This is a genomic window from Cytophagales bacterium (assembly GCA_019456305.1).
Lineage (GTDB): Bacteria > Bacteroidota > Bacteroidia > Cytophagales > VRUD01 > VRUD01.
Genome location: VRUD01000065.1, coordinates 1 through 26,105, shown reverse-complemented (window position 1 = coordinate 26,105; position 26,105 = coordinate 1). Strand labels below are relative to the sequence as shown.

At 35.3% G+C, this 26,105-nt stretch carries 22 protein-coding genes; 14 read left to right on the top strand and 8 right to left on the bottom strand.

Annotated elements, in window-relative coordinates; genetic code table 11:
• Positions 1–1,393 precede the first annotated feature (1,393 nt).
• The 6 genes from FVQ77_13225 to FVQ77_13200 all read left to right on the top strand — a co-directional run bounded on the left by FVQ77_13225 (position 1,394) and on the right by FVQ77_13200 (position 7,838).
• Positions 1,394–2,320 (top strand): SDR family NAD(P)-dependent oxidoreductase, encoded by a 927-nt coding sequence (locus tag FVQ77_13225; protein MBW8051276.1) that lies wholly within the window; start codon positions 1,394–1,396, stop codon positions 2,318–2,320.
• A gap of 29 nt (positions 2,321–2,349) precedes the next feature.
• Positions 2,350–3,771 (top strand): MBOAT family protein, encoded by a 1,422-nt coding sequence (locus FVQ77_13220; protein ID MBW8051275.1) that lies wholly within the window; start codon positions 2,350–2,352, stop codon positions 3,769–3,771.
• A 13-nt stretch (positions 3,772–3,784) separates the two neighbouring features.
• Positions 3,785–4,729: a hypothetical protein gene (locus tag FVQ77_13215; GenBank protein ID MBW8051274.1), complete on the top strand. Its 945-nt coding sequence runs from the start codon at positions 3,785–3,787 to the stop codon at positions 4,727–4,729.
• A gap of 106 nt (positions 4,730–4,835) precedes the next feature.
• Positions 4,836–5,975, top strand: coding sequence for an ATP-binding protein (locus FVQ77_13210; GenBank protein MBW8051273.1), 1,140 nt, complete (start codon positions 4,836–4,838; stop codon positions 5,973–5,975).
• Positions 5,976–6,010: 35 nt separating this feature from the next.
• Positions 6,011–7,075 carry a glycosyltransferase family 4 protein gene (locus FVQ77_13205; GenBank protein ID MBW8051272.1) on the top strand — a complete coding sequence of 355 codons (1,065 nt, stop codon included), beginning with the start codon at positions 6,011–6,013 and terminating at the stop codon, positions 7,073–7,075.
• A gap of 1 nt (position 7,076) precedes the next feature.
• Positions 7,077–7,838 carry a class I SAM-dependent methyltransferase gene (locus FVQ77_13200; protein ID MBW8051271.1) on the top strand — a complete coding sequence of 254 codons (762 nt, stop codon included), beginning with the start codon at positions 7,077–7,079 and terminating at the stop codon, positions 7,836–7,838.
• Between the two features lie 399 nt (positions 7,839–8,237).
• Here FVQ77_13200 and FVQ77_13195 read toward each other — a convergent pair whose 3' ends face one another.
• Positions 8,238–9,554 (bottom strand): hypothetical protein, encoded by a 1,317-nt coding sequence (locus FVQ77_13195; GenBank protein MBW8051270.1) that lies wholly within the window; start codon positions 9,552–9,554, stop codon positions 8,238–8,240.
• 9 nt (positions 9,555–9,563) lie between these two features.
• Positions 9,564–10,661: a glycosyltransferase family 4 protein gene (locus FVQ77_13190; protein ID MBW8051269.1), complete on the bottom strand. Its 1,098-nt coding sequence runs from the start codon at positions 10,659–10,661 to the stop codon at positions 9,564–9,566.
• Between the two features lie 103 nt (positions 10,662–10,764).
• On the opposite strand from FVQ77_13190, the gene FVQ77_13185 reads away from it, so the two are divergent.
• Positions 10,765–11,235 carry an Lrp/AsnC family transcriptional regulator gene (locus FVQ77_13185; protein ID MBW8051268.1) on the top strand — a complete coding sequence of 157 codons (471 nt, stop codon included), beginning with the start codon at positions 10,765–10,767 and terminating at the stop codon, positions 11,233–11,235.
• Between the two features lie 227 nt (positions 11,236–11,462).
• Here the strand turns inward: FVQ77_13185 and FVQ77_13180 are convergent, their stop codons facing one another.
• From FVQ77_13180 to FVQ77_13170, 3 genes are read right to left on the bottom strand one after another with little or no spacing between them, the layout of a single operon-like run.
• The gene (locus tag FVQ77_13180) at positions 11,463–11,942 is read right to left on the bottom strand and encodes a 2-C-methyl-D-erythritol 2,4-cyclodiphosphate synthase (GenBank protein ID MBW8051267.1); all 480 of its coding nucleotides are present in this window, start codon (positions 11,940–11,942) and stop codon (positions 11,463–11,465) included.
• Positions 11,943–11,981: 39 nt separating this feature from the next.
• Positions 11,982–12,392: a hypothetical protein gene (locus tag FVQ77_13175; GenBank protein ID MBW8051266.1), complete on the bottom strand. Its 411-nt coding sequence runs from the start codon at positions 12,390–12,392 to the stop codon at positions 11,982–11,984.
• 46 nt (positions 12,393–12,438) lie between these two features.
• Positions 12,439–13,008 carry a hypothetical protein gene (locus FVQ77_13170; protein MBW8051265.1) on the bottom strand — a complete coding sequence of 190 codons (570 nt, stop codon included), beginning with the start codon at positions 13,006–13,008 and terminating at the stop codon, positions 12,439–12,441.
• 79 nt (positions 13,009–13,087) lie between these two features.
• Here FVQ77_13170 and FVQ77_13165 point away from each other — a divergent pair, with 79 nt between their 5' ends.
• The 5 genes from FVQ77_13165 to FVQ77_13145 all read left to right on the top strand — a co-directional run bounded on the left by FVQ77_13165 (position 13,088) and on the right by FVQ77_13145 (position 19,060).
• Positions 13,088–15,106, top strand: a complete 2,019-nt coding sequence (locus FVQ77_13165; protein ID MBW8051264.1) for a dehydrogenase — start codon at positions 13,088–13,090, stop codon at positions 15,104–15,106.
• Between the two features lie 50 nt (positions 15,107–15,156).
• Complete coding sequence (locus FVQ77_13160) at positions 15,157–15,411, top strand: hypothetical protein (protein ID MBW8051263.1); 255 nt, start codon at positions 15,157–15,159, stop codon at positions 15,409–15,411.
• A gap of 27 nt (positions 15,412–15,438) precedes the next feature.
• On the top strand, positions 15,439–15,669 hold the full coding sequence (locus FVQ77_13155) for a hypothetical protein (protein ID MBW8051262.1): 231 nt from the start codon (positions 15,439–15,441) through the stop codon (positions 15,667–15,669).
• A gap of 91 nt (positions 15,670–15,760) precedes the next feature.
• A complete protein-coding gene (locus FVQ77_13150; protein ID MBW8051261.1) occupies positions 15,761–17,212 on the top strand; it encodes a hypothetical protein in 1,452 nt (483 codons plus the stop codon).
• Between the two features lie 186 nt (positions 17,213–17,398).
• Positions 17,399–19,060 carry a T9SS type A sorting domain-containing protein gene (locus tag FVQ77_13145; GenBank protein ID MBW8051260.1) on the top strand — a complete coding sequence of 554 codons (1,662 nt, stop codon included), beginning with the start codon at positions 17,399–17,401 and terminating at the stop codon, positions 19,058–19,060.
• A gap of 168 nt (positions 19,061–19,228) precedes the next feature.
• Here FVQ77_13145 and FVQ77_13140 read toward each other — a convergent pair whose 3' ends face one another.
• A complete protein-coding gene (locus FVQ77_13140) occupies positions 19,229–20,389 on the bottom strand; it encodes a PLP-dependent transferase (protein MBW8051259.1) in 1,161 nt (386 codons plus the stop codon).
• 141 nt (positions 20,390–20,530) lie between these two features.
• Between FVQ77_13140 and FVQ77_13135 the strand changes: the two genes are divergently transcribed.
• Positions 20,531–22,057 carry a hypothetical protein gene (locus tag FVQ77_13135; GenBank protein ID MBW8051258.1) on the top strand — a complete coding sequence of 509 codons (1,527 nt, stop codon included), beginning with the start codon at positions 20,531–20,533 and terminating at the stop codon, positions 22,055–22,057.
• 226 nt (positions 22,058–22,283) lie between these two features.
• A complete protein-coding gene (locus FVQ77_13130) occupies positions 22,284–23,840 on the top strand; it encodes a hypothetical protein (protein ID MBW8051257.1) in 1,557 nt (518 codons plus the stop codon).
• Positions 23,841–24,037: 197 nt separating this feature from the next.
• On the opposite strand, the gene FVQ77_13125 is transcribed toward FVQ77_13130, so the two are convergent.
• Both FVQ77_13125 and FVQ77_13120 read right to left on the bottom strand, forming a co-directional pair.
• Positions 24,038–24,571 carry a Uma2 family endonuclease gene (locus FVQ77_13125; protein MBW8051256.1) on the bottom strand — a complete coding sequence of 178 codons (534 nt, stop codon included), beginning with the start codon at positions 24,569–24,571 and terminating at the stop codon, positions 24,038–24,040.
• A 313-nt stretch (positions 24,572–24,884) separates the two neighbouring features.
• Positions 24,885–26,105: T9SS type A sorting domain-containing protein (locus FVQ77_13120; protein MBW8051255.1), on the bottom strand; the 1,221-nt coding region annotated here is incomplete at its 5' end.

Genomic DNA, 26,105 nt, shown 5'->3' with positions numbered 1-26,105 from the left:
TACTGGAGCTACCACGATGCTCTCATCCAAACCTACACGCTCCCTTATGTAAGAATAATAAAAAAATATCTGCCCGCCAAAAGCAAAATATTTCTGGTTACCCTGGAGCAAAAACAACATAATCTATCTACGTGTCAGGTGGAAACACCTGACACCACAAAAAAAATCAAAGAGACATTAAAAAAAGAGAATATTTACTGGATTGATTTAGTATATTATAAATTTGGTTTAGTAGCAATGCTGTATTGGGTATTTTATTTTTTAAAATTGCACATACTGGCAGCCGGAAAGAAAATAAAATATATTCATGCCTGGTGTACCCCGGCAGGCGCCATCGGTTATTTTCTATCATTGCTGACAAACCGGCCATTAATTATTGATAGTTATGAGCCACATGCTGAAGCGATGGTTGAAAACGGTAACTGGCGTTACGATAGCCTGGCATTTAAAATATTGTTTAAATTGGAAAAATTACAGACCAAAAGAGCTCAATATTTTATTTCAACTACTAAAGGAATGCAATCCTATGCCTATGATAAGTATGGAGTTAGGATCGGGAAGTTCCCTCTCTCCACTCGTGCAGAGAGGGAGTTAGGCCTGCCCCGTAGTGAGGTTTACCCCGTAGGGAGGAACGGGCGTACTAGGGTACGAACGTACCGGGGGGGTGGGGTGAATTTCTATGTAAAGCCCGCCTGTGTTGATCTGAACCTGTTTTCTCAAAAAAACTTAAAAAAAGAAACATTGGTCAAAAAATATGGTTATAATAATAAAATTGTATGTGTATATGCCGGCAAATTTGGAGGTATCTATCTTGAGCAGGAAGTGTTTGATTTTTTAAAGGTTGCTCATGATTATTGGGGAGAAAAGTTCAGAGTGCTGTTGTTAACAAATCATAAAAAAGAGGAAATTTATGCACTTGCTGAAAAAAGTAAATTTGATATTGAATTGATCAATTTTAAATTTGTACGGCATAATGAAATGCCAGACTACCTAGGTTTAGCAGATTTCGCCATCAACCCTGTAAAACCAATACCAACTAAACGTTTCTGTACTTCAATAAAAGATGGGGAATACTGGGCTTTGGGTTTACCTGTAGTGATCACTAAAAATATTTCTGATGATTCAAAAATAATACAGGATAATAAGATCGGAGCAGTGATGACTGATCTGAACAATGATGCATATTTGAAAGCTGTTACTGAAATTGATGAAATATTAAAAAAATATAGCAGGAAAGAATTATTTGATAAAATCAGATCTGTTGCGATTAAATACAGATCATTCAATATAGCAGAAAAAATATATCAGGAGATCTATGGAGAATTGGAAAATCAGTAAATTTTACTGCTGCTGTTTTTCAAATTGAAATTCCGATACAATAAATAACGAATATATGAAAAGAATCTTAGTAACAGGCGGTGCAGGTTTTATTGGAAGTCATCTTGTAAAACACTTAGTTGAAAAAGGGGGTGAAGTAATCGTAGCAGATATTTTATTGAGAGGCAACAAAATTGATAAAGAAATTCTAAAGTCTGTCAAATTTGTGAATGCAGATGTAAGGAACTATGAAAAAATGGCTGAATTGAGCAAAAATTGTGATATGATTTTTCATTTTGCTGCTATTCTGGGCGTTGATGTAGTCGCTGATAATCCGGTTGAAACGATGGAAACCGAAGTTATCGGGATGAAAAATATCACAAAAGCAGCTATGAAAAATGGCGTACAAAAAGTGATCTATGCTTCCACGAGCGGTGTATATGGCCACTCTGCCATAGAAAAAAGTGTTACAGAAAATATTCAGTTGGATCCCAGAACAAGCTACGCTATTGCCAAAAGATACAATGAAATATATCTGACTGCATTATACGAAGAGAAAGGATTGCAATCTGTATCATTACGATTTTTTAATGTCTATGGAGTAAATCAGGACAACAGAATGGTTATTCCCCGCTTTTTTGAGCAGGCTATGAAAAATGACCCTATTACCGTTTATGGTGAAGGTAATCAAACCAGGGATTTTACCTATATTGATGATACAATACAGGCCAGTATTCAGCTCGCTGAAAAAGTAAATGGCTGTGATATCTTTAATATTGCAAATGAGCATGAATTTAGCATTGGTGAATTAGCTCAAACCATTTATGAAATCACCAATTCAAAATCGAAAATTTCTTTCATACCCTCACCTAATAAAAGATATGATTTTGAAGTAGAAAGAAGGGTAGGAAATAGCCAAAAACTCTATGAATCAATCAAATATAAACCCTCTACAAAACTAAAGGATGGTTTAATGAGAATATATAAAGATATATACATTTGATCTCTGCTCAATAACGAAAGCCTCTCATAATGTTATTTAATTCAATCACATTTATAATATTTATTTTAATAGTAGTTCCTCTCCATTTCCTGGTAAGCCCTAAATATAAATGGGTTCTTCTGCTGATTGCAAGTTATTTTTTTTACATGTTTTGGAATCCATTTTATATTTTTTTGATAATAATCTCTACCGTAATTGATTATTATATGGGCCGTAAAATGAGTGATCTTCCAACTAAAAATCGTAGAAGGCCTTATTTAATATTAAGCATTGTTACAAATCTGGGTTTATTATTTACTTTCAAGTATTTTAATTTCTTTACTGGTACGCTGAATTCATTATTAGCAAGTGGGGATATCAATTATGAATTCACAATGTTGGATGTTCTTTTACCCGTTGGTATTTCATTTTATACTTTTCAAACGTTAAGTTATTCTGCCGACATCTATAAGGGAGTGATAAAGTGTGAAAAACACATCGGTAAATTTGCCTTATTTGTAGCATTTTTCCCCCAGTTAGTGGCTGGCCCCATTGAAAGGGCTGCCAACCTGTTACCACAATTTCGTCATAAAATCATATCATTTAATTATGAAAGATTTTTATCAGGTTTTTCACAGGTGTTATTAGGTTTTTTTAAAAAAGTGGTGGTAGCAGATCTGCTTGCAATTTATATTGATTCAATATATGGTAATTATCAATTATATTATGGCTTCACACTCTTGTTTGCAACGTATATGTTTGCTTTCCAGATATATTGTGATTTTTCGGGGTATTCTGATATCGCCATTGGCGTTGCCAGGATCATGGGATATGACCTGATGGAAAATTTCAAGCTACCCTATTTTTCTAAGAATATAACAGAATTTTGGCATAGATGGCATATTTCCCTTTCTACATGGCTAAGAGATTATTTATATATCCCGTTGGGTGGTAATAGAAAAGGTGAGTTTAATACTTATGTTAACTTAATGATCACTATGCTTCTTGGCGGCCTCTGGCATGGGGCATCATGGAATTTCGTTTTTTGGGGCGCTTTAAATGGCATTTACTTATCTATTGAAAGAATCATAAACCTAAGTAAAATATACAACAGGAATAATATTTTTATTAAAGGCTTATTAGTTTTTATTACATTTAATTTTATATGCCTGACCTGGATATTTTTCAGGTCTCATTCATTTGAACAGTCATTCACGATTTTCCATAATATTTTTTATACAAAGTTTTTTTGGAATTTAAGGCTGCAGGATACCGGAATATTCGCTTCAATGATTGCAAACTTATTCGTATTATTGTTGATAGAATATTTCATTTTTAGAAAATTTTCTTTTACTACACTTATAAAGCAGAAGAATATTTCGTTCATCTTTATATTAGACTTGTTTTTAGTATTCCTGATCATTCTTTTTGGGGTTTCTGAAGGTGATCAGTTTATTTATTTTCAATTTTAATTCCTTATAATAAATGAAAAATTATTTAATTTTTATTGTATTATTTTTAATATCCATTTTTGTTATTGACAGGATTGTTGTAAAATTTTTAGATATGATATATCAGGAAATTAAAACAGGACAATCCGGGGGGAGAATTAACTATTATTTAACGCTGGAACAAATTCCTGAAATACTTGTGATGGGCAGCTCAAGAGTTCAATATCAGATTGATCCGGCAAAGTTTATTTTAAGTGGTTATAATATCGGCCATGGCGGTATGGATGATGTTTTTCAATTAGGCTTACTAAGTATCATTATTAATGCGAAAAAAGAACCATCAATTTTGTTATTGCACATTGACCCTGATATTTATCAAGGTTCTGAATTTTCAGAAATCAAGCCTGTAGATATACAAAATCTAAAATATTACTATGGGAAAAATGAAATTGTTACAAGATACACGAACGAGCTATCTAAATTCGAAAAATATAAATTTGCGTTAAAATTGTATCGGTATAATGGGCGCGTCATAAACATGATAAAAAATTTTTTGCAAACCAAAATCGCACCAATAATAAATGATAATGGTTACGAACCATGGCCCCCTTCTGTTATGGATAGTATCAATGTTCTATATTCTTCCCGGCAAAATCCTGCTAAGCGGCTGCATTTTAGAGAAGATAAAGTAAAATACCTGGTGGAAATCATTCAGCTATGTAAAAGCAATAATATTAAATTGATTTGCTTTACAACCCCTTATTATTATAAAAATTTATCTGTTTTAAATCAAACCCGGAAATATTTGGATAGTTTGTTTAGTAAGAATAATATTGTGTATCTTGATTTATCCAGAGAGAAAATAAAAGAATTGGGAAATCCAAAATATTGGAAAGATGCGACTCATGTAAACGCTATCGGAGCTGAAATTGTATCCGCAAATTTATCTGATAGATTAGTACCATTGTTTTCTGATTAATATAAATTTTTGGCAATTTTATTTCAAATAAAAACTTAAAAAAACAACATAATTCAGAAATGCATTATTAACTTTGCACTTCCAAATTTATATGTAAAATGGAGTTATGTATTCCAGAATAATACAATACCCCTCTCAAAAGAGCTTTTTTTTATTTGGCCCCAGGGGAACAGGGAAAACTACCTGGGTAAAAACAACTTTTCCTGATGCCATTTATATAGATCTGCTTGAATCGGAGCTATACAATGACCTTTTAGCCAATCCGCAGAGATTGGAAAATCTGATACCAAAAAATGTTGGCAAAAATTGGATAATCATTGATGAAATACAAAAAATACCTGAGCTTTTAGATGAAGTGCACAGGTTAATTGAAAAATATCGGTTCAGATTTATTTTAACAGGGTCAAGCGCAAGAAAGATAAAAAAAGAAAATGTTAATTTACTCGCAGGAAGGGCTTTACAACTATCTATGCATCCTCTTTCAGCTACTGAATTAGGTTTTGATTTTGACTTAAATCATTCCCTAAAATACGGACATCTGCCATGTGTTTATACTGAGGAAGATCCCAAGGCATATTTGCAAAGTTACTACAAAACATATCTTGAAGAAGAGGTGAAGCAGGAAGGACTGACCAGAAACCTTGGCGCTTTTGCCCGATTTATGGAATCAGCCAGTTTTTCACAAGGATCTGTGTTAAATGTTACCTCTGTAGCACAAGATTGTGCCGTTGAGAGAAAGGTCGTAGAAAACTATTTTTCTATTCTCGAAGACTTACTTATTGCTTATCGTATTCCTGTTTTTGCAAAGAGAGCAAAAAGACGGCTTGTTAAACATCAAAAATTCTATTTTTTTGATGTGGGAGTTTACAGAGCAATCAGACCCTCAGGTCCATTAGACAGACCTGAAGAGATTGATGGTATTGCGCTGGAAACTTTATTATTTCAGGAATTGATATCTGTCAATTCTAACTTTGGGTTGGATTATAAATTACATTTCTGGAGAACATCCAATGGTCTTGAAGTAGATTTTGTTCTTTATGGTGATAAAGGTATATTCGCCTTTGAAATCAAAAGGGTTGCTAAAATTCGTTCAGGGATGTTGTCAGGGATAAAATCTTTTCACCGTGATTATCCTGAGGCAAGAATATTTTTTGTATATGGAGGAAACAGGGTAATGCATGATGGAGAAATAGAAATCGTTCCAATAGATCGCCTATTAAAAAATCTCAAAGATATCTTAATATGATATTGAAATGAATAAATAGTGTATAAACCAGAAATATGCATATCCTCTTTATCATTCCTTATCCCATTGAGAGTGCCCCCTCCCAAAGATTCCGTTTTGAACAATATTTTGAAATTCTTAAGAAAAAAGGGTGGGGTCTAAGGATTTACTCATTTATTGATGATCATACATGGCAAATTTTGTATGAAAGGGGGCATATATTTTCAAAAGCATACGGAATTTTAAAAGGCTTTATACGCAGATTTCATGTTTTACTGATTGTCAAAAAATATGATTACGTTTATATTCACAGAGAAGCAACTCCAATAGGCCCTCCGATAAGTGAATGGATAATATCAAAAATTATTAGGAAAAGAGTTATCTATGATTTTGATGATGCAGTCTGGATGACTGACACCTCTGAAAACAATAAAATAATTTCCAGTATAAAATGCCATTGGAAAGTTTCTATGATCTGTAAGTGGGCATATAAGGTAAGCTGCGGGAATGAATTTTTGTGTGATTATGCAAAACGATTTAATAAGAATGTAATATTAAATCCATCAACTATTGATAATTCCCATATTCACAGCAAGATCAAAGATCACAATACAGACAAGGTAATTATTGGGTGGACAGGCTCTCATTCTACATTAGAATACCTGGATATTATTTTGCCAGTAATACGTAAACTGGAAACAAAATATAATTTTGAATTTTGGATTATTTCAAATAAAAAACCCAAATTTAAATTAAGATCATTGGTTTTAGTGCAATGGCAAAAATCTACTGAAGTTTCAGATCTGCTTAATCTCGATATTGGTTTAATGCCCTTAAACGATGATGAGTGGGCTAAAGGGAAATGCGGCTTAAAAGCTTTACAATACATGGCGCTTGGTATTCCACCGGTTGTTTCTCCGGTTGGTGTAAATAAATCTATCGTTGATCACAAGGTAGATGGCTACTGGTGTGAAACATCTGATGATTGGTATTATTATTTAGAAAAATTAATTTTAGATCCTGGTTTAAGAACTGAAATCGGTAAATGTGCCAGGGATAAAGTGATAAAGCATTACTCAGTAACTTCTAATAAGGATAATTTTTTGTCGTTGTTTAATTAGAATGAAACAAGTATTAAATAAAACCGATTTCGCAACTGAATATGAAGCTGCCCAAAACTTCAATTTTCTCACGAAATGGCTCCATTCGTTGAGATATAAGGCTATACATAAAGTGTTTGATCAACTATCTAAAGAGATCACCGATAGACCCATCAAAGTTTTTGAAATTGGCTCAGCTTATGGAAGGCTTTATGGCTTACTCAACAAAAGGTACAATATTGAATATACAGGAATAGAATTATATGAACCGCTTTACAAATTATCATTGGAACGATATGGTAACAATACTAACGCCAGGTTTATGCTGGGAAATTGCATGGATGATGATAATTATAAAGATTTAGATAAACCAGATATTATTATCGCATTGGAAACCCTGGAGCATATTGCCGAACATGATGTAGTCAGATTAATAGAAAGAATTGCTACGATTAAGCCCGGTTTATTTGTGTGTTCTGTCCCGGTAGAAATCGGTCCTGCTATCTGGTTAAAAAATCTTGGTTCTTTTATCACCGGCTACACGCGTCATAAAGAATATACTATGAAAGAAACTTTCTGGGCCGGGTTTTATAAATTAGATAAGCTTCCACCCCACACAACAGGCCATAAAGGTTTTGACTGGAGGTGGCTGGCACAAACCATCAGGCATAATTTCTGTATCCAAAAGATAATTACTTTCCCTTTAAATCTTATACCCACCGGGTTGGCGTCTTCGGTTTTTATAATCAGTAAACCTCGATGTTGGAAGATGGAAGATGGTTGATGGTTTTTATCTAAATTCAGAACTCCTGACCTGCCAACCTAAAACATGAAGGTATCCATAGGATGGCTCACAAAATAAAATTACAACAAATTTGTTCATAGTTTATGGTTATTGGTTATGGTTATGATAGTTATTGGTTGTGGTTTTTGGTTTCCCGGAAACAAACCTGCCTCGTTTTTTTCGGTGAAACCAAAAACTATAACTATAAACCAAACAAACTAAAACTAAAAACAAATAACTATTAACTAAAAAAATCCTTTTATCTTTGAAACGCTGTGATTTTATTTTACGACAGGTCAGGAGTTCTGAAATTTTAGTGTTATCTCAAGCTTCATGATTTATCAATCATCTAACATCAACCATATTCCATTTTTCAATTCCATCAACCATCTTACATATTCAGTGTCTTTGTGGCGAAAAATATGAACGAATGATAAACAATGAAGATAAAAAGAAAGGCAGCATGGGTATCTTATAACGCACAAGGGTTCCAAAGTTGCCGCTTGTTAATCCAATCCCTACAGAAAAAATAAGCGTAAATAATAATGCTGCGATAACATAAGGTTCTTTATTTATTATTTGAAAAAACTTTAAAAAGCCAAGCTTCCAGATGATGCTTATGGTTAATAAAAGAAAATAAGTACATTCTAGCGCTGATAATAACATCACCGGATTTCTTACCTCCCATAAAAAAGGTCTGAATAATGCAATAAATACTGCTTTGGGAGTATTGCTGATTATGCTGCTCATATCACTTATTTCTCCAATTGCATAATAAGAAGCTACACCCATTGATTGTTTTTTTAAATGATAAGCCTGGTACCCTGCAGTATAGATAACTTTTTCATAGCTAAATCTTCCTGTTTCCGCTGCTAAATTTTTAGTTCCATAAACAATTAAAAAAAACGCCATAGTTAATATTACAGGTGTGGAGACAATTCTTAACAATTTAGACCTGATCTTATCTTTGTAGCCTAAAAATAACCAAATTATTAACGCAGGTAGAATGCTTAGTAAAATGTATGATTTAATAATAAAGAGAATATAGCTGCTAAGAAACAATATAATTACAGATAAAATTAGCTGCCTTCTATCAAAAAAGAAATTATAAAAGCTATAAATGAGCCAACCTAAAGCGCCAAGCGTTAATGAATCTTTTAATAAGCCCGAACCCCAAAAGAAGACAGAAGGTAGAAAAAATATAGCAATAGCAAGCTGCTTATGTAAACCTGGATATATTTTAACAACTGTTTTAAAAAGTACCCATAATCCTGTAAAGCTAAAAATTGAAAAAAATATAGCAACCGGTAAATAGGTATGAAATGTAAACAAGCTAAATAAAGCTGATACCTTTACTACAAAGATCCCTGAAGCATCAAAATAACAGATACTTTTGGTTAACTTCATTAAATCAATAAGTGCGCTATCATAATCCTCAAAAATAACCTTGAGGCCTGTAAGAGGTGATTCTATAAATGTATGATAAATTGCGCTACTCCATCCAAAATAAGCAAAAGTATCACCACCTTCATAATAAAACTGATAGATCAAACCCAATGCAATTGCCCCGATAATTTTTACTGTAAGTGCAGGGATAAAATATTTCCTTATAATCCCGGCTTTGTCGGGACCACAAATCTTATTTCTTAGCAGATAAGCAATTAAATAAATAAAAAATAGATAGAGTGGCGTTAAGAATATATCTTTATAATCCATAATGAAAAGTTAATTTTCAACTGCTTTAATATACTTTTCAACAACAATTCTCTCATCAAACATTTTAGTTACCAAATCCCTGCTTTTAACACCCATCATTTTAAGGCTATCATTTTTTAAAGATGCCATCGCATTCATTTTTTCTGAAAGATCATTCGCATTTTTTACTTCGCATAAATAACCATTGATACCTGATTCTACAACTTCTCTGCAACCGGGAACATTTGTTGCAATAAGCGGTTTACCCATACTTGCTGCTTCAAGGAGTGTTTTTGGAATGCCTTCTCTATATGAAGGCAAAACTATACAATCTGCTTTTTTTATAAATTGTATTACATCGTCAGTAAAACCCAGATAATCTATCAATTTATTTTTGATCCATGAATCAAGAAGCTCCTTAGAAATACCTAAATTATTAGAGCAGTCTAATAAACCTAATAATTGAAATTTAGCATTAATTTTTCTATGTTTAAAGATTTTTATTGCTTCTATATATTCAACAATTCCCTTATCGTAAAGCAATCTTGAAATCAACAAGAAGGTAAAGATCGTGTTTCTTTTAAATTTATGATATTTAAATTTATCAATATCTACACCCGATCCAGGTATAATATCAGTTATTTCTCTCTTCACAAGTTTGTTTTTCAGAAATAGCTGCAAGTCATCTTTATTCTGGAAGAAAACTTTTTTTGAAAATCTAAATGTGAGTTTATAAAGTATTTTTGCAATTATTGACACTATATTTTCACGAATAAAAACAGTACCTAGTCCCGAAACATTATTTATTACAGGTATTTTCAATAGTTTTGCAGCTAACGTTCCATATATGTTTGGTTTAATTGTATAATGCAAAATAATCTTCGGTTTTACTTTTTTGTAAGCCTTATAAAGTTCAAAAATTAATAAAATATCATTAAAAAGATTAACACCTTTATTATCGATTTTAATAGGATAATATTCGCATCCTTGTTTTATTAATTTTTCTGTATATTTATCCCTGGGTGTAATTGCAATTACTTCATTATTCTTATCCAATAATGACCTGACTATGCCCATTCTGAAATTATAAATATTCCATGAAGTGTTGATTACGATAGCAATACGCATATATATGTAAGTATTGTTTGTTCTTATCCGATACTAATATACGAATGAATACTAATGATACTAATATACGAATAATAAAATGCTAATATACTAATGAATACTAATGATAGATAATATAGATCATAAAATATTAAATATCCTTCAAAAAAACGGGAGAATAACCAATGCCGGGCTTGCATCAGAGATTGGCTTATCGCCAGCCTCAACGCTTGAGCGTGTCAGGAAATTGGAAGATTCAGGCATCATCAAAAGCTATCATGCAAAGTTGGATACCAATAAGCTTGGATTAGGCATTATTGCTTTTATACAAGTGAAGCTAGTTCGTCAAAGAAAAGACATTTTCGAATCTTTTATTGGAAATATTGTTGATTTTGACGAAATTATTGAATGTTTTCATACTACCGGTAGCTGTGATTTTATTTTGAAAATAACTACACGAGATATGAATAGTTTTCAAGAGCTGCTTGTCCAAAAATTAGGTGAAATTGAAGAAATTGAAAAGATGGAAACGATGGTTATTTTATCTACCTATAAGGATGGACAAATTCAGTTGACAATTGACAGTAGACAATAGGCAGTAGTTATGTGTAAGTCAAGAAAAAAAGAAATTGATTTACCCCGCACATAAATTACACATAAATTGCACTGTTGGCTATCATCTGATGACCGGATAGATTGTGCGTTGGCGCCATCCGATGAATAGGGGTGCATTGACAATGAATTACCATTGAATTACCATTGAATTACCATTGAATTACCATTGAATTACCATTGAATTACCATTGAATTACCGTAGCATGACTAATGGCCAATAACTAATACAACCGCATATGCCGCAATTCCCTCCTTCTTACCCACAAACCCAAGCCCTTCAGTAGTAGTTGCTTTTACAGATATTGCATTTTTATCTAATTGCATTACATCAGCCAAACATTTCCTCATCTCAGGGATATAGCGATTTATGGGTGGTTCCTGTAAGCAGATTGTTGAATCAATATTGCCAATTTCATAACCCGCCTCCCTTACCATTTTTATCACTTCTTTAAGCAATAGCTTGCTGTCTATTCCTTTATATTTTGGATCTTTGTCAGAAAAATGATAGCCAATATCCCGTAGATTTGCCGCTCCGAGCAAAGCATCACAAATCGCATGGATCAATACATCTGCATCTGAATGACCTGTGGCGCCATGGGTATGCGGTATTTTTATGCCCCCTAACCACAGATCAGCGCCCTTTTTTAGCTGGTGTACATCATAGCCAAAGCCGACTTTTGTTTTCACAAAAAATTTTCGTAATTCGTAAATTCGTAATTCGCAGGACTATTGTTTCTCAAATTCCATTTCATTTTTGTATTCATCCTCCAATACCAGTTCTTTATTTCTTAGTCTCAATATTGCATATTCAGTTTTATTGCCAATATTTCCAGATTCCCAGGTAATTTCTATTTTTTCTTTTTGATTTACCAATTCCCATTTGCCAAATCTTGGATAACAACCCCAAAAAGTACAATAGAGAGTGTTAAAATAACCATTTTTTGTAAACTCAAATGTTTGATCAAGGCCTGGGTTGTAATCATCCCCCCCCACCAACATCCATTCTCCTGTTAATCTTCCTTTTTTTGTTTTTAAGCTGATTAGAGGGCCTTCATCATATTTTTTGCAGCTTGCTAAATTAAATATAACTATAGCGCCTATAATTATATAAATTATCAAATTTGATTTATTTTTCATAAGAGTAAATAAGTAGCTTTGTTTAATTAACTTATTTTAATCATCTCTATTTTTTCTTTAATTCTATTTCTGCTTTTTCTACATTATTAAAATTAAAAATAAAACCATTTAATTTCAATTCATCTTTTGTTAGTTTGACAATTTCATATTCTTCTTTAACTATTGAGCCATTATAATACATCGTTAACCTAAGGTCATTTTTTTTATGCCTGAATTCCCATTCACCAAAAGTGATTTCAGTGTCTGAATCTGTAAAAGAAGAATCAGAACAATTGAAATCATATTTTCTTATAATAGTTTTATTAAAAGTTTCTGTTATATCCACATATCCATTTTCGGTAAACTCGTAAATAAATTCAGAAGTACCTGAAGATGTCTCTTTATAGTTTGAACTACACATGAAGTCATAACCAGAGGACTCAAACTTATCAACATAGTTTAAAAAATCTTTTCCGTCTCTAAGATAACTTGTCACCTCGTATTTTCCTGTTAACCTGGCTTTTTTAGACCTCAGACTAAAAACCGGCCCCTCATCATATTTTTTGCAACCTTGATAAAGAGGCGCCATAAAAATTATGATCAAAGCGCTAAGTAAATATTTTTTTCTTGTTTTCATTTTTTACACATTTTATAAGTGAATAATATTTACGCAAAGTTAATAAAAAATATTAATTAAATGATTTAATTTTGCCAAAATGAACTTCAACAAAAAAAAACACTCCAACAACACATTACTGCATCTTTATAAACAGTTACTCAAACCTCGCATGATCGAAGAGAAGATGCTGGTGCTGCTGCGCCAGGGTAAGATCAGCAAATGGTTTTCAGGGATCGGGCAGGAGGCAATTTCCGTAGGCGCTACAATTGCGCTGCAAAACGATGAATACATCCTCCCGATGCATCGTAACCTGGGGGTCTTTACATGCAGGAATGTTCCGTTAGACAGGCTGTTTGCCCAGTTCCAGGGGAAGCTTTCGGGCTTTACAAAAGGCCGCGACAGATCATTCCATTTTGGTACCAAAGAGCATCATATAGTCGGCATGATCTCACACTTAGGTCCGCAGCTAGCTGTTGCTGATGGTATCGCATTGGCAGATATTTTGGATGGGAAATGGGAAAAAAAGAGAAAAGGGAAAAACACCCATCGTCCATCAAAGGTGACGTTGGTTTATTGTGGTGACGGTGGGACCAGTGAAGGTGATTTTCACGAAGCATTGAATGTGGCTGCCGTTTGGAGTTTGCCGGTGATTTTTATGATCGAAAATAATGGCTATGGTCTGTCAACTCCCAGTAGTGAACAGTTTAGATTTGAACATTTTACCGATAAAGGGCCTGCCTATGGTATTGAGACCATCCTGATTGATGGTAATAATGTGCTGGAAATTTTTGATACAGTCAGCCGGACCGCTAAAAATATAAGAAACAAGCCCCACCCTGTACTTATTGAAGCCATCACATTCAGGATGAGAGGACATGAAGAAGCATCAGGCACTAAATATATACCGCAGGAACTATTTAAGAAATGGGCAAAAAAAGATCCTATTGATAATTATGAAAAATATCTTGTCAAAGAAAGCATTTTAAACAAGAAACTGATCAATGAGATCAGGGATGATATTCAAAATGAAATAGAAAAAGGGCTGGAAAAGGCATTTTCCGAAAGCATGCCCGTACCTGACACTAAAAGTGAATTAACCGATATGTATGCTCCCTTTGAGCAGAAAGTAATTAATCCAAAAGGAAAGAGAAAGTCAGAAAAAAGATTCATTGATGCCGTTTCAGACGCCATCAGGCAAAGTATGGAGAAGTTTCCCAATCTTATATTGATGGGTCAGGATGTGGCAGAATATGGTGGTGTATTCAAAGTTACTGAAGGTTTTTGCGAAAAGTTCGGAAAAGACAGGATCAGAAACACGCCCCTGTGCGAATCAGCCATCATCGGTGCAGGGCTGGGATTGTCAATTGCAGGTTACAAATCTATCATAGAAATGCAATTTGCCGACTTTGTGACCTGTGGTTTTAACCAGATCATCAACAATCTGGCAAAAGTACATTATCGCTGGGGGCAAAATGCTGATGTGGTTGTGAGAATGCCTGCAGGAGCTGGCGTTTCTGCCGGTCCTTTCCATTCCCAATCCAATGAAGCATGGTTTTTCCACACCCCGGGTTTAAAAGTGGTGTATCCATCAGTTCCTTACGATGCAAAAGGATTATTAAATGCTGCAATAGAAGACCCCAACCCTGTTATTTATTTTGAACATAAGGCGCTTTACAGGTCTGTTTCAGAACAAATACCAGATGATTACTATACTTTACCCATTGGCAAAGCAAAATTGGTTTCAGAAGGGGAAGATCTCTCCATCATCACTTATGGGATGGGTACGCATTGGGCTAAAGAAATAGTAGCCGAATTCCCAAATGTTTCCGCTGACATATTAGACTTAAGAACGCTTTTACCCTGGGATAAAGAAGCTGTAGCGCAAACCGTTAAAAAAACAGGCAAAATATTATTCGTCCATGAAGATTGCCTGACCGGAAGCATAAGCGGAGATATTGTTGCCTGGATCACCGAAAACTGCTTTGAACACCTTGACGCACCTGTGATGAGAGAAGGGAGCCTTGATACGGCTGTCCCTTTTTCGCCCCCGCTTGAAGAGAATTTTTTGCCGAAAAAAAGAATAAAAGAAAAAATAAAATCGTTATTAGAGTATTAAATGTTGAAAATTTTTATTATCTTTACAATATTTATTAAAATATTATAATCGTGAAAAAATTCACACTTTACACAACAGCATTATTCACAATTTTTGTTTTAATGTTTTCCTGTAAAGACAAAGTACACTGCCCGGCTTATCGTTCTTCAGGTGTTACAACAACTTTAGATCAATTTAATGAGGATGGCATACCTATTGCAGGAAAGAAAATAAAAAAAAATGAACAGGGATTAGTGGAAAAGAGTAAGAGGGAAAAAGGTGGGAAAAAGAAGAAATACAAAGACCCGAGGAAAAATTATAAGTAGAATCTATATTTAACATTACAAAATTATATGAGAAAATCTATAACTATATTATTTAGCATTTTATTATGTTTATCCATTCTTGTTTCATGTAATAAATATTGCTCTACTTCCCCATCCGGGAAGGATATTAATGCCTATAAGGATCTGAAAACAGACACAGGAAAAAGTGGTAAGGGTAATAATGAGCAAAATAAAAGGGTTAATCAAACTATCAAACTTAAACATCCTGTAAAGATTAAACGTCAGTATCATCAATGAAAACGTGTTCACGTTGCGAGCCGAAGGCGTGGCAATCTCTCTATTTGAAAGAGATTGCTTCACTGCGCTCGCAACACGAACACTTGAACACATGAACACAATCTTCTTAAGGATTTTATCTGTATCTATAATTTTTTGCTGCATTATATCCCTTTCATTTGAGCAAAATAACAAATTACAAGCCCAGGATGAAAAGGATACCGACCACCTTGGTGCGCTTATAGGAAAAATTAAGCAGAATTCCAGGAATAGATCTTCGAAAAAGAAAAACAAAAAAGAATCTAAAAAGCTCAATAAGCCTTCAGGAGATTTCAACGTTAAAAAACGGAATAATGTTACCTTTGTACAGGTTTCAAAATATACAGGCGATCAATTTGAATATAAAAATAAAGGTAAACCCGATGCCAAAGTCCAAAAAATAAGTAATTATACTGTAAAAAAAGATAACTCCAAATCAAATCTAAAAAAACAAGGTGATTTTTCAGGGTCTCAAAAAGTAAAAAATTACAGCGCTCGACCTCAGAATTCAAATTACAAGGGTAACCTCGCAGTTAGAAAAGATAACCAACAATCCAAACCGCAAAAGATAAATTCCTCCGGTAATATGGCAGTTCGAAAGGATAATACAAAGTCTAAGTCACACAATATCAATAGCCCCGGGAATGTTATGGTTCGAAAGGATAATACAAAAAGTAGATCACAAGATATCAATAGTTCCGGTAATGTTGTGGTTCGAAAGGATAATACAAAAAGTAGATCACAAGATATCAATAGTTCCGGTAATGTTCTGGTTAGAAAGGATAATACTAAAAGTAGATCACAGAATATAAATTTTGCAGGTAATATCCTGGTTAAGAATGATAACACAAAGTCTGTAAACAAAGATTTAAATTCTTCAGGTGATATATTGGTTAGAAGAGATAATAAAAAGGGTGATCTGAACAAGCTTAATTCCTCTGGTAATCTGCTGGTAAGGAACTGGGATCTTAGTAAATCTGAACGGCAGAAGATAAATACTTATTCCGGAGATATTATTGTAAAAAGAAGATCAGATCAAGGCGCTTCCAAAGCTTATGCATCATACGAAGGTGATATCATTGTGAAAAGGAATAACGACAGGAAGGAGGCAAGCAGATCTGCTAATTATACGGGAGATATTTCTGTAAGTGTACTATATAAAAGAGAGAAGCAGTGGAAAGAAGATGCAAGAAAAACCGCAAATTATAGTGGCGATATCTTAGTTAAAACCCTCAAAGACAGGGATAAACATGCGAGGAACATCTCTAAAAAGATCAACGCCTGGGAAGGAGATATCATAGTGAGACGAAGAAGTACGAAAGGCGATTACTATCACGATATGTACTATGCCCAGATCTATCGGGGTGGTACAGTGCAAAATTCATACACTAAGCGAGAGAAATACAGGCAAAAAATGTTGAGAAAATTAGCGAAAAAACAAGAGTTGGAGATGCCAGCCTATCAAAAACAACAATATAAACAACCACGATATATGAAGGATGAACACCTGATTTGGTATGATTAACTAACAATTCTAAAATCAAAATCTGAACCTACATTTTATGAACAACTGATCGGATTGCATGGTTACATGAACGCATGAATTAACCTATGCAACCATGCAGTTATGTTATGCACAATTAAAAAAAATTTAAATTGCAAACAAATCTTAATCTGAATTTAACAAAACCAAAAAAGGAGGGATGACAATATGAAAACAAAAAAGATAATCCGTTCAACAATCGTACTATTGTCACTTTTGACAAGTACAAGTAATTATATCTTCTCCCAGAATTGGAAATGGGCAAAGCCTGTTCTGAGCAGTAATTACAGTTTTAGTAATGCTGTATGTAATGATGACGCGGGAAATATATATATAACAGGACGTTTTCAAGGAAATGCAGATTTTGGAAATATTTCAATAACAGCAATCGGGGTTGAAGATATGTTCATTGCAAAATATGATTCTTCAGGCACTTGTATATGGGCTATAAATGAGGGGGGGGACTTCAAAGTCATCGGAAAAGCAATTGCTGCAGACAATTCCGGAAATATATTTGTAACAGGCACCTTTGAAGACACTGCATTTTTTGGAACTGACACTCTCATATCAGCAGGCGGGACTGATATTTTCATTGCTAAATATGATACCAGTGGAAATCTATTATGGGTATTACAAGAAGGAAGTAACAATGTTACCGACCAAAGTCGTAGCATAACCATTGACAATAATGGAAATGTTTTCATTACTGGTAGATTAAGTTCTTCTGATAGTACATTCCTAAATACTCCTATCTCTGAAACTTCACCCGGAGGACAAGGATTTGTTGCAAAACTTACTCAGACAGGAAATTGTTTATGGGCTATAAGAGGAGGACTAGATGGCATAGTTAATGATTTAAGTTTTGATAATTCAGGCAATATTTATTTAATTGTAAGAGTATGGGCATCAGGTTCTGGTGGAAGTTTTTGCAATACGCCAACAAATATTAGCGGGCAATATGATATTGATATAGTAAAATTAGATTCAATTGGTAATTGTATATGGAATGTTACAGCTGGCAGTAGTAATTCTGAATGGGCTACTGGAATTGTTACTGATGGGGTGGGGAATAGTTACTTGACTGGCATTTTCAGAGACAGTGTAACATTCGGAAACAATTACGTTATTTCATATGGCTCAACAGATATTTTTATTGCAAAATATGACTCAAATGGAAATTGCATATGGGTGAAAAATGCGGGTGGGACTGCAGCGGATGGAGATTACAACTATGGGAGTATTGCCTTTGATAATAATGGCTCCATTATTATAGTAGGGTTTTATCAAGGTACTGCTAATTTTGGCAATAATACTATTTCTTCCAGTGGGCTGACTAATCTGTTTGTAGCAAGCTATGATACATCCGGTAATTTTGATTGGGTGCAAACTGCCAAAGGCAATAATACTCAAGCATATTTTATTTCAGTAGATGATTTTGGTGCCATATACGTAACTGGTTGGTATAACGACTCATCATCTTTTGGAAACACCATACTTCCTAAACATTTAAATAGCAATTATGCTTTTTTAGCAAAAATTGGCTTATCAGGTACTTCTGGAATTATTGAAATATCTGACAATAATTGCAAAATATATCCTAATCCTTACGGTTACAATACCTATCTTAACTATTACTGCACTGACATAACTTATCAGACAAAACTTTCTCTATTCATTTATGACCTTATCGGTAGAGAAGTAAAACAGTTTAATAATATAACCTCCGGGAAATTAGAATTTCGAGGCGAACCATTACCACGTGGAATGTATCTCTATAAAATTGAAAATGAAAAAGAAATTATTGGGACAGGGAAATTGGTAATAGAATAAAATTTTTTTAAAAGTGCATAACAGCGCATATATTTCATTGCGGTTGACGAGAATATTCATACCTTAGTGCTTTCAATAATCGGTTGGTTTCGGAGACGGGGACGTAGTTCTTAAACCGCAACGAAACATATGCGCGGACCCGCAATATCAACTAAAATAGTGATTAGTTCATCCTAAAGCTTGCTCCAGATCTGCAACCAGATCATCAATATCCTCAATCCCTACACTTAACCTGATCAACGAATCTTTTAAACCTGCTTTTTCCCTTTCTTCCTTGGGAATACTGGCGTGGGTCATGGTAGCAGGGTGCCCGCACAATGATTCTATGCCACCGAGCGATTCGGCTAGTAAAAATACTTTAAATCGCTCCATTACCTTGGCTGAGTCTTCCAATTTATCACCCTTAAGCGTAAATGACACCATCCCTCCAAAATCATTCATTTGTTTTTTAGCTATTAAATGGTTTTCATGTGTTGTGAAACCTGGCCAGAAAATTTTATCCGTTTTGGAGTGATTTTTCAGATATTCGGCAACCTGTTTTGCATTTTCACAATGGCGCTGCATCCGAATATGCAGGGTTTTGATGCCCCTTAATGTCAGGAAACAATCAATAGGTCCGGGAACCGCACCACAACTGTTCTGTATAAATGCTAATTGTTCAGCCAAAGCATCATCATTTACGACAATGCTTCCCATGACCACGTCAGAATGGCCTGCTAAATATTTTGTAGCAGAGTGCATTACAATATCAGCGCCCAGGTCTAATGGAGTTTGTAAATAAGGCGTGGCAAATGTATTGTCAACAGCTAATAATACCTGCCTGCCTGCCGGAAGGTTTTTATGATCCTTTATAACTTTAGATACGCTATGAATATCAACAATATTGAGCAAAGGATTTGTTGGCGTTTCTATCCAGACCAATTTTGTGTTTTTATTGATATGATTTTCTAAAACGCCAATGTCTGACATGGAGATAAAATGAAACTTAATGCCATAATCGGCAAAAATTTTAGTAAATATCCTGTAAGTGCCTCCATACAAGTCGTTGGTTGATATTACTTCATCACCTTGCTTAAGTAATTTCAATATAGCGTCTATGGCTGCCATACCCGATGCAAAGCATAAGCCATGTTTACCGTTTTCCAATGCAGCAATATTTTTTTGTAATGCGTCCCTTGTAGGGTTATGTGTCCTGGAATATTCATACCCTTTATGTTTGCCTAATGACGATTGAACGTAGGTAGCAGTCTGATAAATGGGCGTCATAATAGCCCCTGTGATCGGATCAGGCTCTATACCGGCATGTATTACTTTTGTGCCAAATTTCATAAGGGGTGCAAAATAAGTTATTTTTTTGTTTTATTATTATTTATATGTTTATTGCAAACAAAAAAACAGGTATATTTGTAGATTAGCAAAAAAGAATAAAGAAGTTGCAGCCGTTTTAAGGCAATTTAATCTTTTGTAACTATGAAAAGACTAATTCTATTTATTCTTACAGCAACAATATACAGCCAATTATCCGCTCAATCCGAAATGAGTGTCTTCTCTGCCACAGGGAGAGCAGGTGTTGCTACTACTTTTGCCACCGATTACCAGGCAATCGGGATAAATCCTGCCAACCTTGGGATGGGCCCCGAATTTGAATATACACACTTTAACCTGGGTTTTGCTGAAGTGGGGTTTTCTATTTTTTCCAAGGCGCTTACAAAGAAGGAACTGAGAGAAAGCATTACAAATTTTGATACAAAATTTACTTACCAGGAAAAAGTAGATGCTGCCAAACAATTTATAGATGCTCCGTTGGCTATCAATGTTGATGTAACCCATTTTGCATTTGCTGTGCATTATCCGGAAGTAGGTGGCTTTGCTGTGAGCATCAGGGAAAGAGTTCAGTGGTTTTCTACGTTCAATAAAGATATGTCAGATTTGCTGTTTTTGGGTTATAGCGCTCCCTATTTTGATTTCCTGGAACTTGCTGATACGAATGGAAATATATATAATATTATCCCAAATGATGCATTTGTGACAGACGCCCAAAGAGACAGTATATTTAGAGGATTTACCACTGGACCTCAAAAATTCTCTAAACTATTAGATGGTTCAAAGCTGCAGATGGCATGGTTCAGGGAATACAATTTTAGCTACGGAGTACAACTTATTGGAGCCGGGAGCATCCAGAGCGCAAGATTTTCGACAGAAGGCGCCAAGGATGGGGCGAAAACCGGGGATATTTCTTTATACGCTGGTATCGGGCTCAAATATATTCAGGGTTTTGGGCTTGTTGATATTGGAGCTGAGAATGGTAAATTAAGAGCCTTTTCTGCCATTTCGCCTATATTTGATGTTGATTATGGCGTAGACCCTGCTCCGGGAAATTCAGTTGATACAAGTAATAAGCTCAAACCGGTTGGCAAGGGGTTTGGCCTGGATTTTGGCTTCAATTTCAGGTACAAAGAAAAATTAACGATAGGCTTTGCTGTTAACAATATTGGATCAATCAAATGGGACGGAAATGTGTTTACTGCTAAGGATACTACATTATTTGATATGAAGAGTCCCGGTTTTGATAATTATAACATTTTTATTGAAGCAGAAAAGATCTCGGGTGATGATGGGATATTTAAGTGGAAAGGTTTGGAAGATACAATTGTGAAGCTTCCAACACTCATCAGAGCCGGAGCAAGCTACAAGATAGAAGAACTGGCGGAGGTAGGGATTGACGTTATTATTTCTGCAAATGATGTAGCAGGCAGCTATGAAAAAGCCATTTTCTCAATCGGTGGAGACCTTAAGCCCAATAGGTGGCTGCGCCTTTCAACCGGACTTACTTTTGGGGGTAATTACGGTTTTAATATTCCCATAGGCGTCCGGGTGATTGCAGGTGAAGACGGTACATGGGAAGCCGGTATTGCTTCCAGGGATGTTATTACATTTTTTACGCAGCAAGGCCCCACCATATCAGCAAGTTTTGGCTTTTTGAGGTTTCGGTTTTAATTGTTATTCCGAGTCCAGGGAAGGATAGAAGCGTTGGCAATCTCCTCAATGATTCTCTGTCATTCCGAGTGTAGGATTGCTTGAAGGGGTGGAGCGAACGAGGAATCTCCTCAATGATTCTCTGTCATTCCGAGTGTAGGATTGCTTGAAGGGGGTGGAGCGAACGAGGAATCTCCTTAATTGAAGTAATTATTTCTTGGTTTTTTTATGAAAAGGGCACTATTGTATGACTAAAAGGGCAATTTCATTTATTCTTGCAGTAACACTATACAGCAATACATACCCGCAATCTGAAATGAGTGTTTTCTCTGCTACAGGTAGAGCGGGTGTTGCTACCACTTTTGTTACTGATTACCAGACGATCGGAATAAATCCCGCAAACCTGGGAATGGGGCCCGAATTTGAATTTACACACTTCAACCTGGGTATATCAGAACTCGCTTTTAGTATTTATTCCAGGGCGCTTTCGAAAAAAGAGCTGTGGCAAAGTATTACAGATTTTGACTCTGAAACTTTTACCTATCAGCAAAAAAAAGAAGCTGCCCGGGCATTTAAAGATGCTCCATTGGCAATCAATGTTGATGTTACGCCATTAGCATTTTCAGTGTATTATCCCGAAGTGGGTGGGTTTGCTGTTAGTATAAGAGAAAGAGTTCAATGGTTTTCTACCTTTAATGAATTAACATCAGATATTTTATTCCTGGGTCGTAACTCTATTTATTTTGATTTTTTAGACTATTGTGCTGATAGTTTATGTTTTTCAGTTTTGACTATTCCAAATAATCCATCAGTACCTGATACTATAAGGGAAAAAGTATTCAGGGGATTTGTAGATCCTCTTAATCCTGATAAACCTAAACTTTTTTCTGAAATAATGGATGGCAGCAAGCTCCAGATGGCATGGTTTCGGGAATACAATTTTAGCTACGGTATTCAACTCATTAAAAGTTATACCGAGACAAGCCGTGCCAAATATGCTACTACTTCATTTGCCACTTCTGCAAATATTTCGCTTTATGCAGGAATAGGCCTGAAATATATACAAGGGTTTGGGCTTATAGATATAAGCGCTGAGGATGGTGAATTAGAGGCTTTTTCTGCTATAACACCCAGGATTGATATTAATTACGGTGATGCAGGAGCTAAAAATCCATCTTCTGTGGAGCAGGATACCAATAAATTTTTTCCTCATCCTGTCGGACAGGGTTTTGGAATAGATTTTGGCTTGAATTTAAGGTACAGAGAAAAATTAACAGTTGGCTTTGCTATTACCAATATAGGTGCTATCACCTGGGATGGAAATGTATATACAGCAGAGGATACTTTTTTAATTGATATGGAAAGTAAGGGTTTTGACAGCTACAACATTTTTGCCGAAGCTGAAAAAATATCCGGTAAAAATGGAATATTTGGCTGGAAAGGCCTGGAAAAGAAAAAGGTAAAACTACCCACACTCATCAGGGCAGGCGTTAGTTATAAGATAGAAGAAATAGCAGAGATCGGTTTGGATATGGTCATTTCTGCCAACAAAGAAGCCGGCAGCTATGAAAAAGCCATTTTTTCAATAGGCGGAGATCTGAATCCAACCAGGTGGCTGCGCCTTTCAACCGGCTTTACTTTTGGAGGTAATTACGGCTTTAATATACCTATAGGTGTTCGCGTGGTAACCGGAGAGGAAGGAAGATGGGAAGCAGGCATCGCCTCCAGGGATGCCCTCACCTTTTTTACCCAGCAAGGACCCACTTTATCAGCAGGATTTGGGTTTTTGAGGTTTCGGTTTTAATTGTCATTCCGAGTGCCGGGCTGCATAGAGGGTTGGTCTGAACGAGGAATCTCCTCAATGATTCTCTGTCATTCCGAGAGTTGGGCTGCATAGAGGGTTGACGCGAACGAGGAATCTCCTTAATGTTTTCTGTCATTCGCTCCTTCGCTTTTGCTTACTCTGCATTCGGAATGACAGGTGTGAAGAGTAGACTCCTCTTACAAAATTTGATTCATAATTAATTTTACGTTTGCAATTAAAACAAATTCTTCATCAAAATTATAGATATCTATCTGTTTTTTCTTATGATGATAAATGGATACAGATTCATTAAACCGATCAACAACAATAATCTTTCCTACACCGATTGATAAATAATCGTTTATTTTATCATTCATTTTTTGTACTGTATCATCTGGAGAAAGAATTTCAATGATCATATCAGGCGCAATTTCAAGTATTCCTTCAGGTTTCTGAGGTGAAGTTTCTTTACTAATATATACAACATCAGCTGCCCTGAGCCTAAAAGGCTTTTTACTAATTACTATGCCTACCTCTCCAACGGCAACATAACCTTTTTTGCCAAGGTGTTTCTCTAATAATTTATAAAAAATACCTTCAATTTCTCCGTGTATAAATCCTGTAGGCGACATATTTATATGTTTTCCATTGATGATTTCATAATTTCCTTCAGGTAAAAAAAGCAAATCATTGTATGTGTATATTCTCTCATCGGTTAATGTCTTTTCCATATCTTTGCGTTAGTTTTTTTGACATAATATCCTAAAAAAACAAAGTAACATAAAATTAATCAATTTTTAACTTCTGAGTCCACTCTAAAAAGTCTTTTTTGCCACAAAAGCACAAAAACACAAAATCCCACTAAAAATTAACTAATTGATTTTTCCCGAGTACTCGGGATGGGATTTAGTGCTTTGGTGATTTGGTGGCATTTTTATTTTTTGGACTTATTAGAGTGGACTCACTTCTTTTGCCCAAAAAGTTGAATCGGGTGTAGATAGCCCCATTTTGTGTGTATCTTTTTGCGTGTTGAATAGAAAACTGCTATTTCACCACCACCATCTTCTCTGTCACAACATGATCATTAGTCACCAACCGGTACAAATAAACCCCTTCTGCAAGCCCATCCACATCAAACTGAACAGTGAATTTACCGGATAGCTGTTTATTTTCAAATACCGTTGCAACGTTCACACCCTGCAGGTTATACAGCTTCAGGCTTCCGTAATTATCAGTGGGAAGCTTAATTACAAAAGTCACTTTTGTAGAAGCAGGATTCGGGTAAAAGTCAATAGATCCCGAACCTGTTCCGGAAGATATTCCTGTCTGAACACCGACAGTTATGCTGCCAATGAGAATACAACCATTAGAATCTGTTACTTCAACCGTATAAATTCCGGCAGAAAGCCCGGTTGCTGTATCGGTAGTTTGCCCCAGGCTGTCATTCCAAAGATATGTGTAAGGCGGTGTTCCTCCGCTTACAGATACTGAAGCTATACCATCACCGGCTCCGGGTGATGATTCGTTTGTTGAATCTAAAGCTGCTGTCATAGCAGGGTGCACAGTCAAATCAGTGGTTACAACACTATCGCAGCCGTTTGTGGCTACCAGGGAATCGTAATAGGTTCCTGCAATAGTCTGCCATGTGCCTCCGGGTAACTGGAAGCTATCACCAGGACAAATCGCTGCTGTTATTGCTGAAGAATAAACAGAATCCACTGTTAATGTTGTCACAATCACGCTATCACATCCGCTTGTTGTTACCAAAGTATCATAATAGGTTCCTGCAGTTTTGCGATAAACACCACCTATCAAAACACTATCCCCATCACAGATGGTGTCGTTAGGTGTGTTAATGGAGTAAGTTGGATTGACGATTAAGGTAGTAGCAATTACGCTGTCGCAACTGTTTATAGTTGGTAAAGTATCATAATAGGTTCCGGCAGTTTTGCGAACAGTACTAAATATGATTACGCTATCGCCATCGCAAATAGTATCGTCAGGGGTGCTGAAAGAATAAGTTGGATTGACGACCAAAGTAGTAGCAATTACGCTGTCGCAACTGTTTATAGTTGGTAAAGTATCATAATAGGTTCCTGCGGTTTTGCGATAAATACCACCTATCAAAACGCTATCGCCATCGCAAATGGTTTCATCCGGTGTGGTGATGGTATATATTGGATTAACGATAATATAACCCGCCATAGTTATTGTACTATCTGTTAAACAACCCAATGCTGTTAATGTTACATCAAAAACACCAAC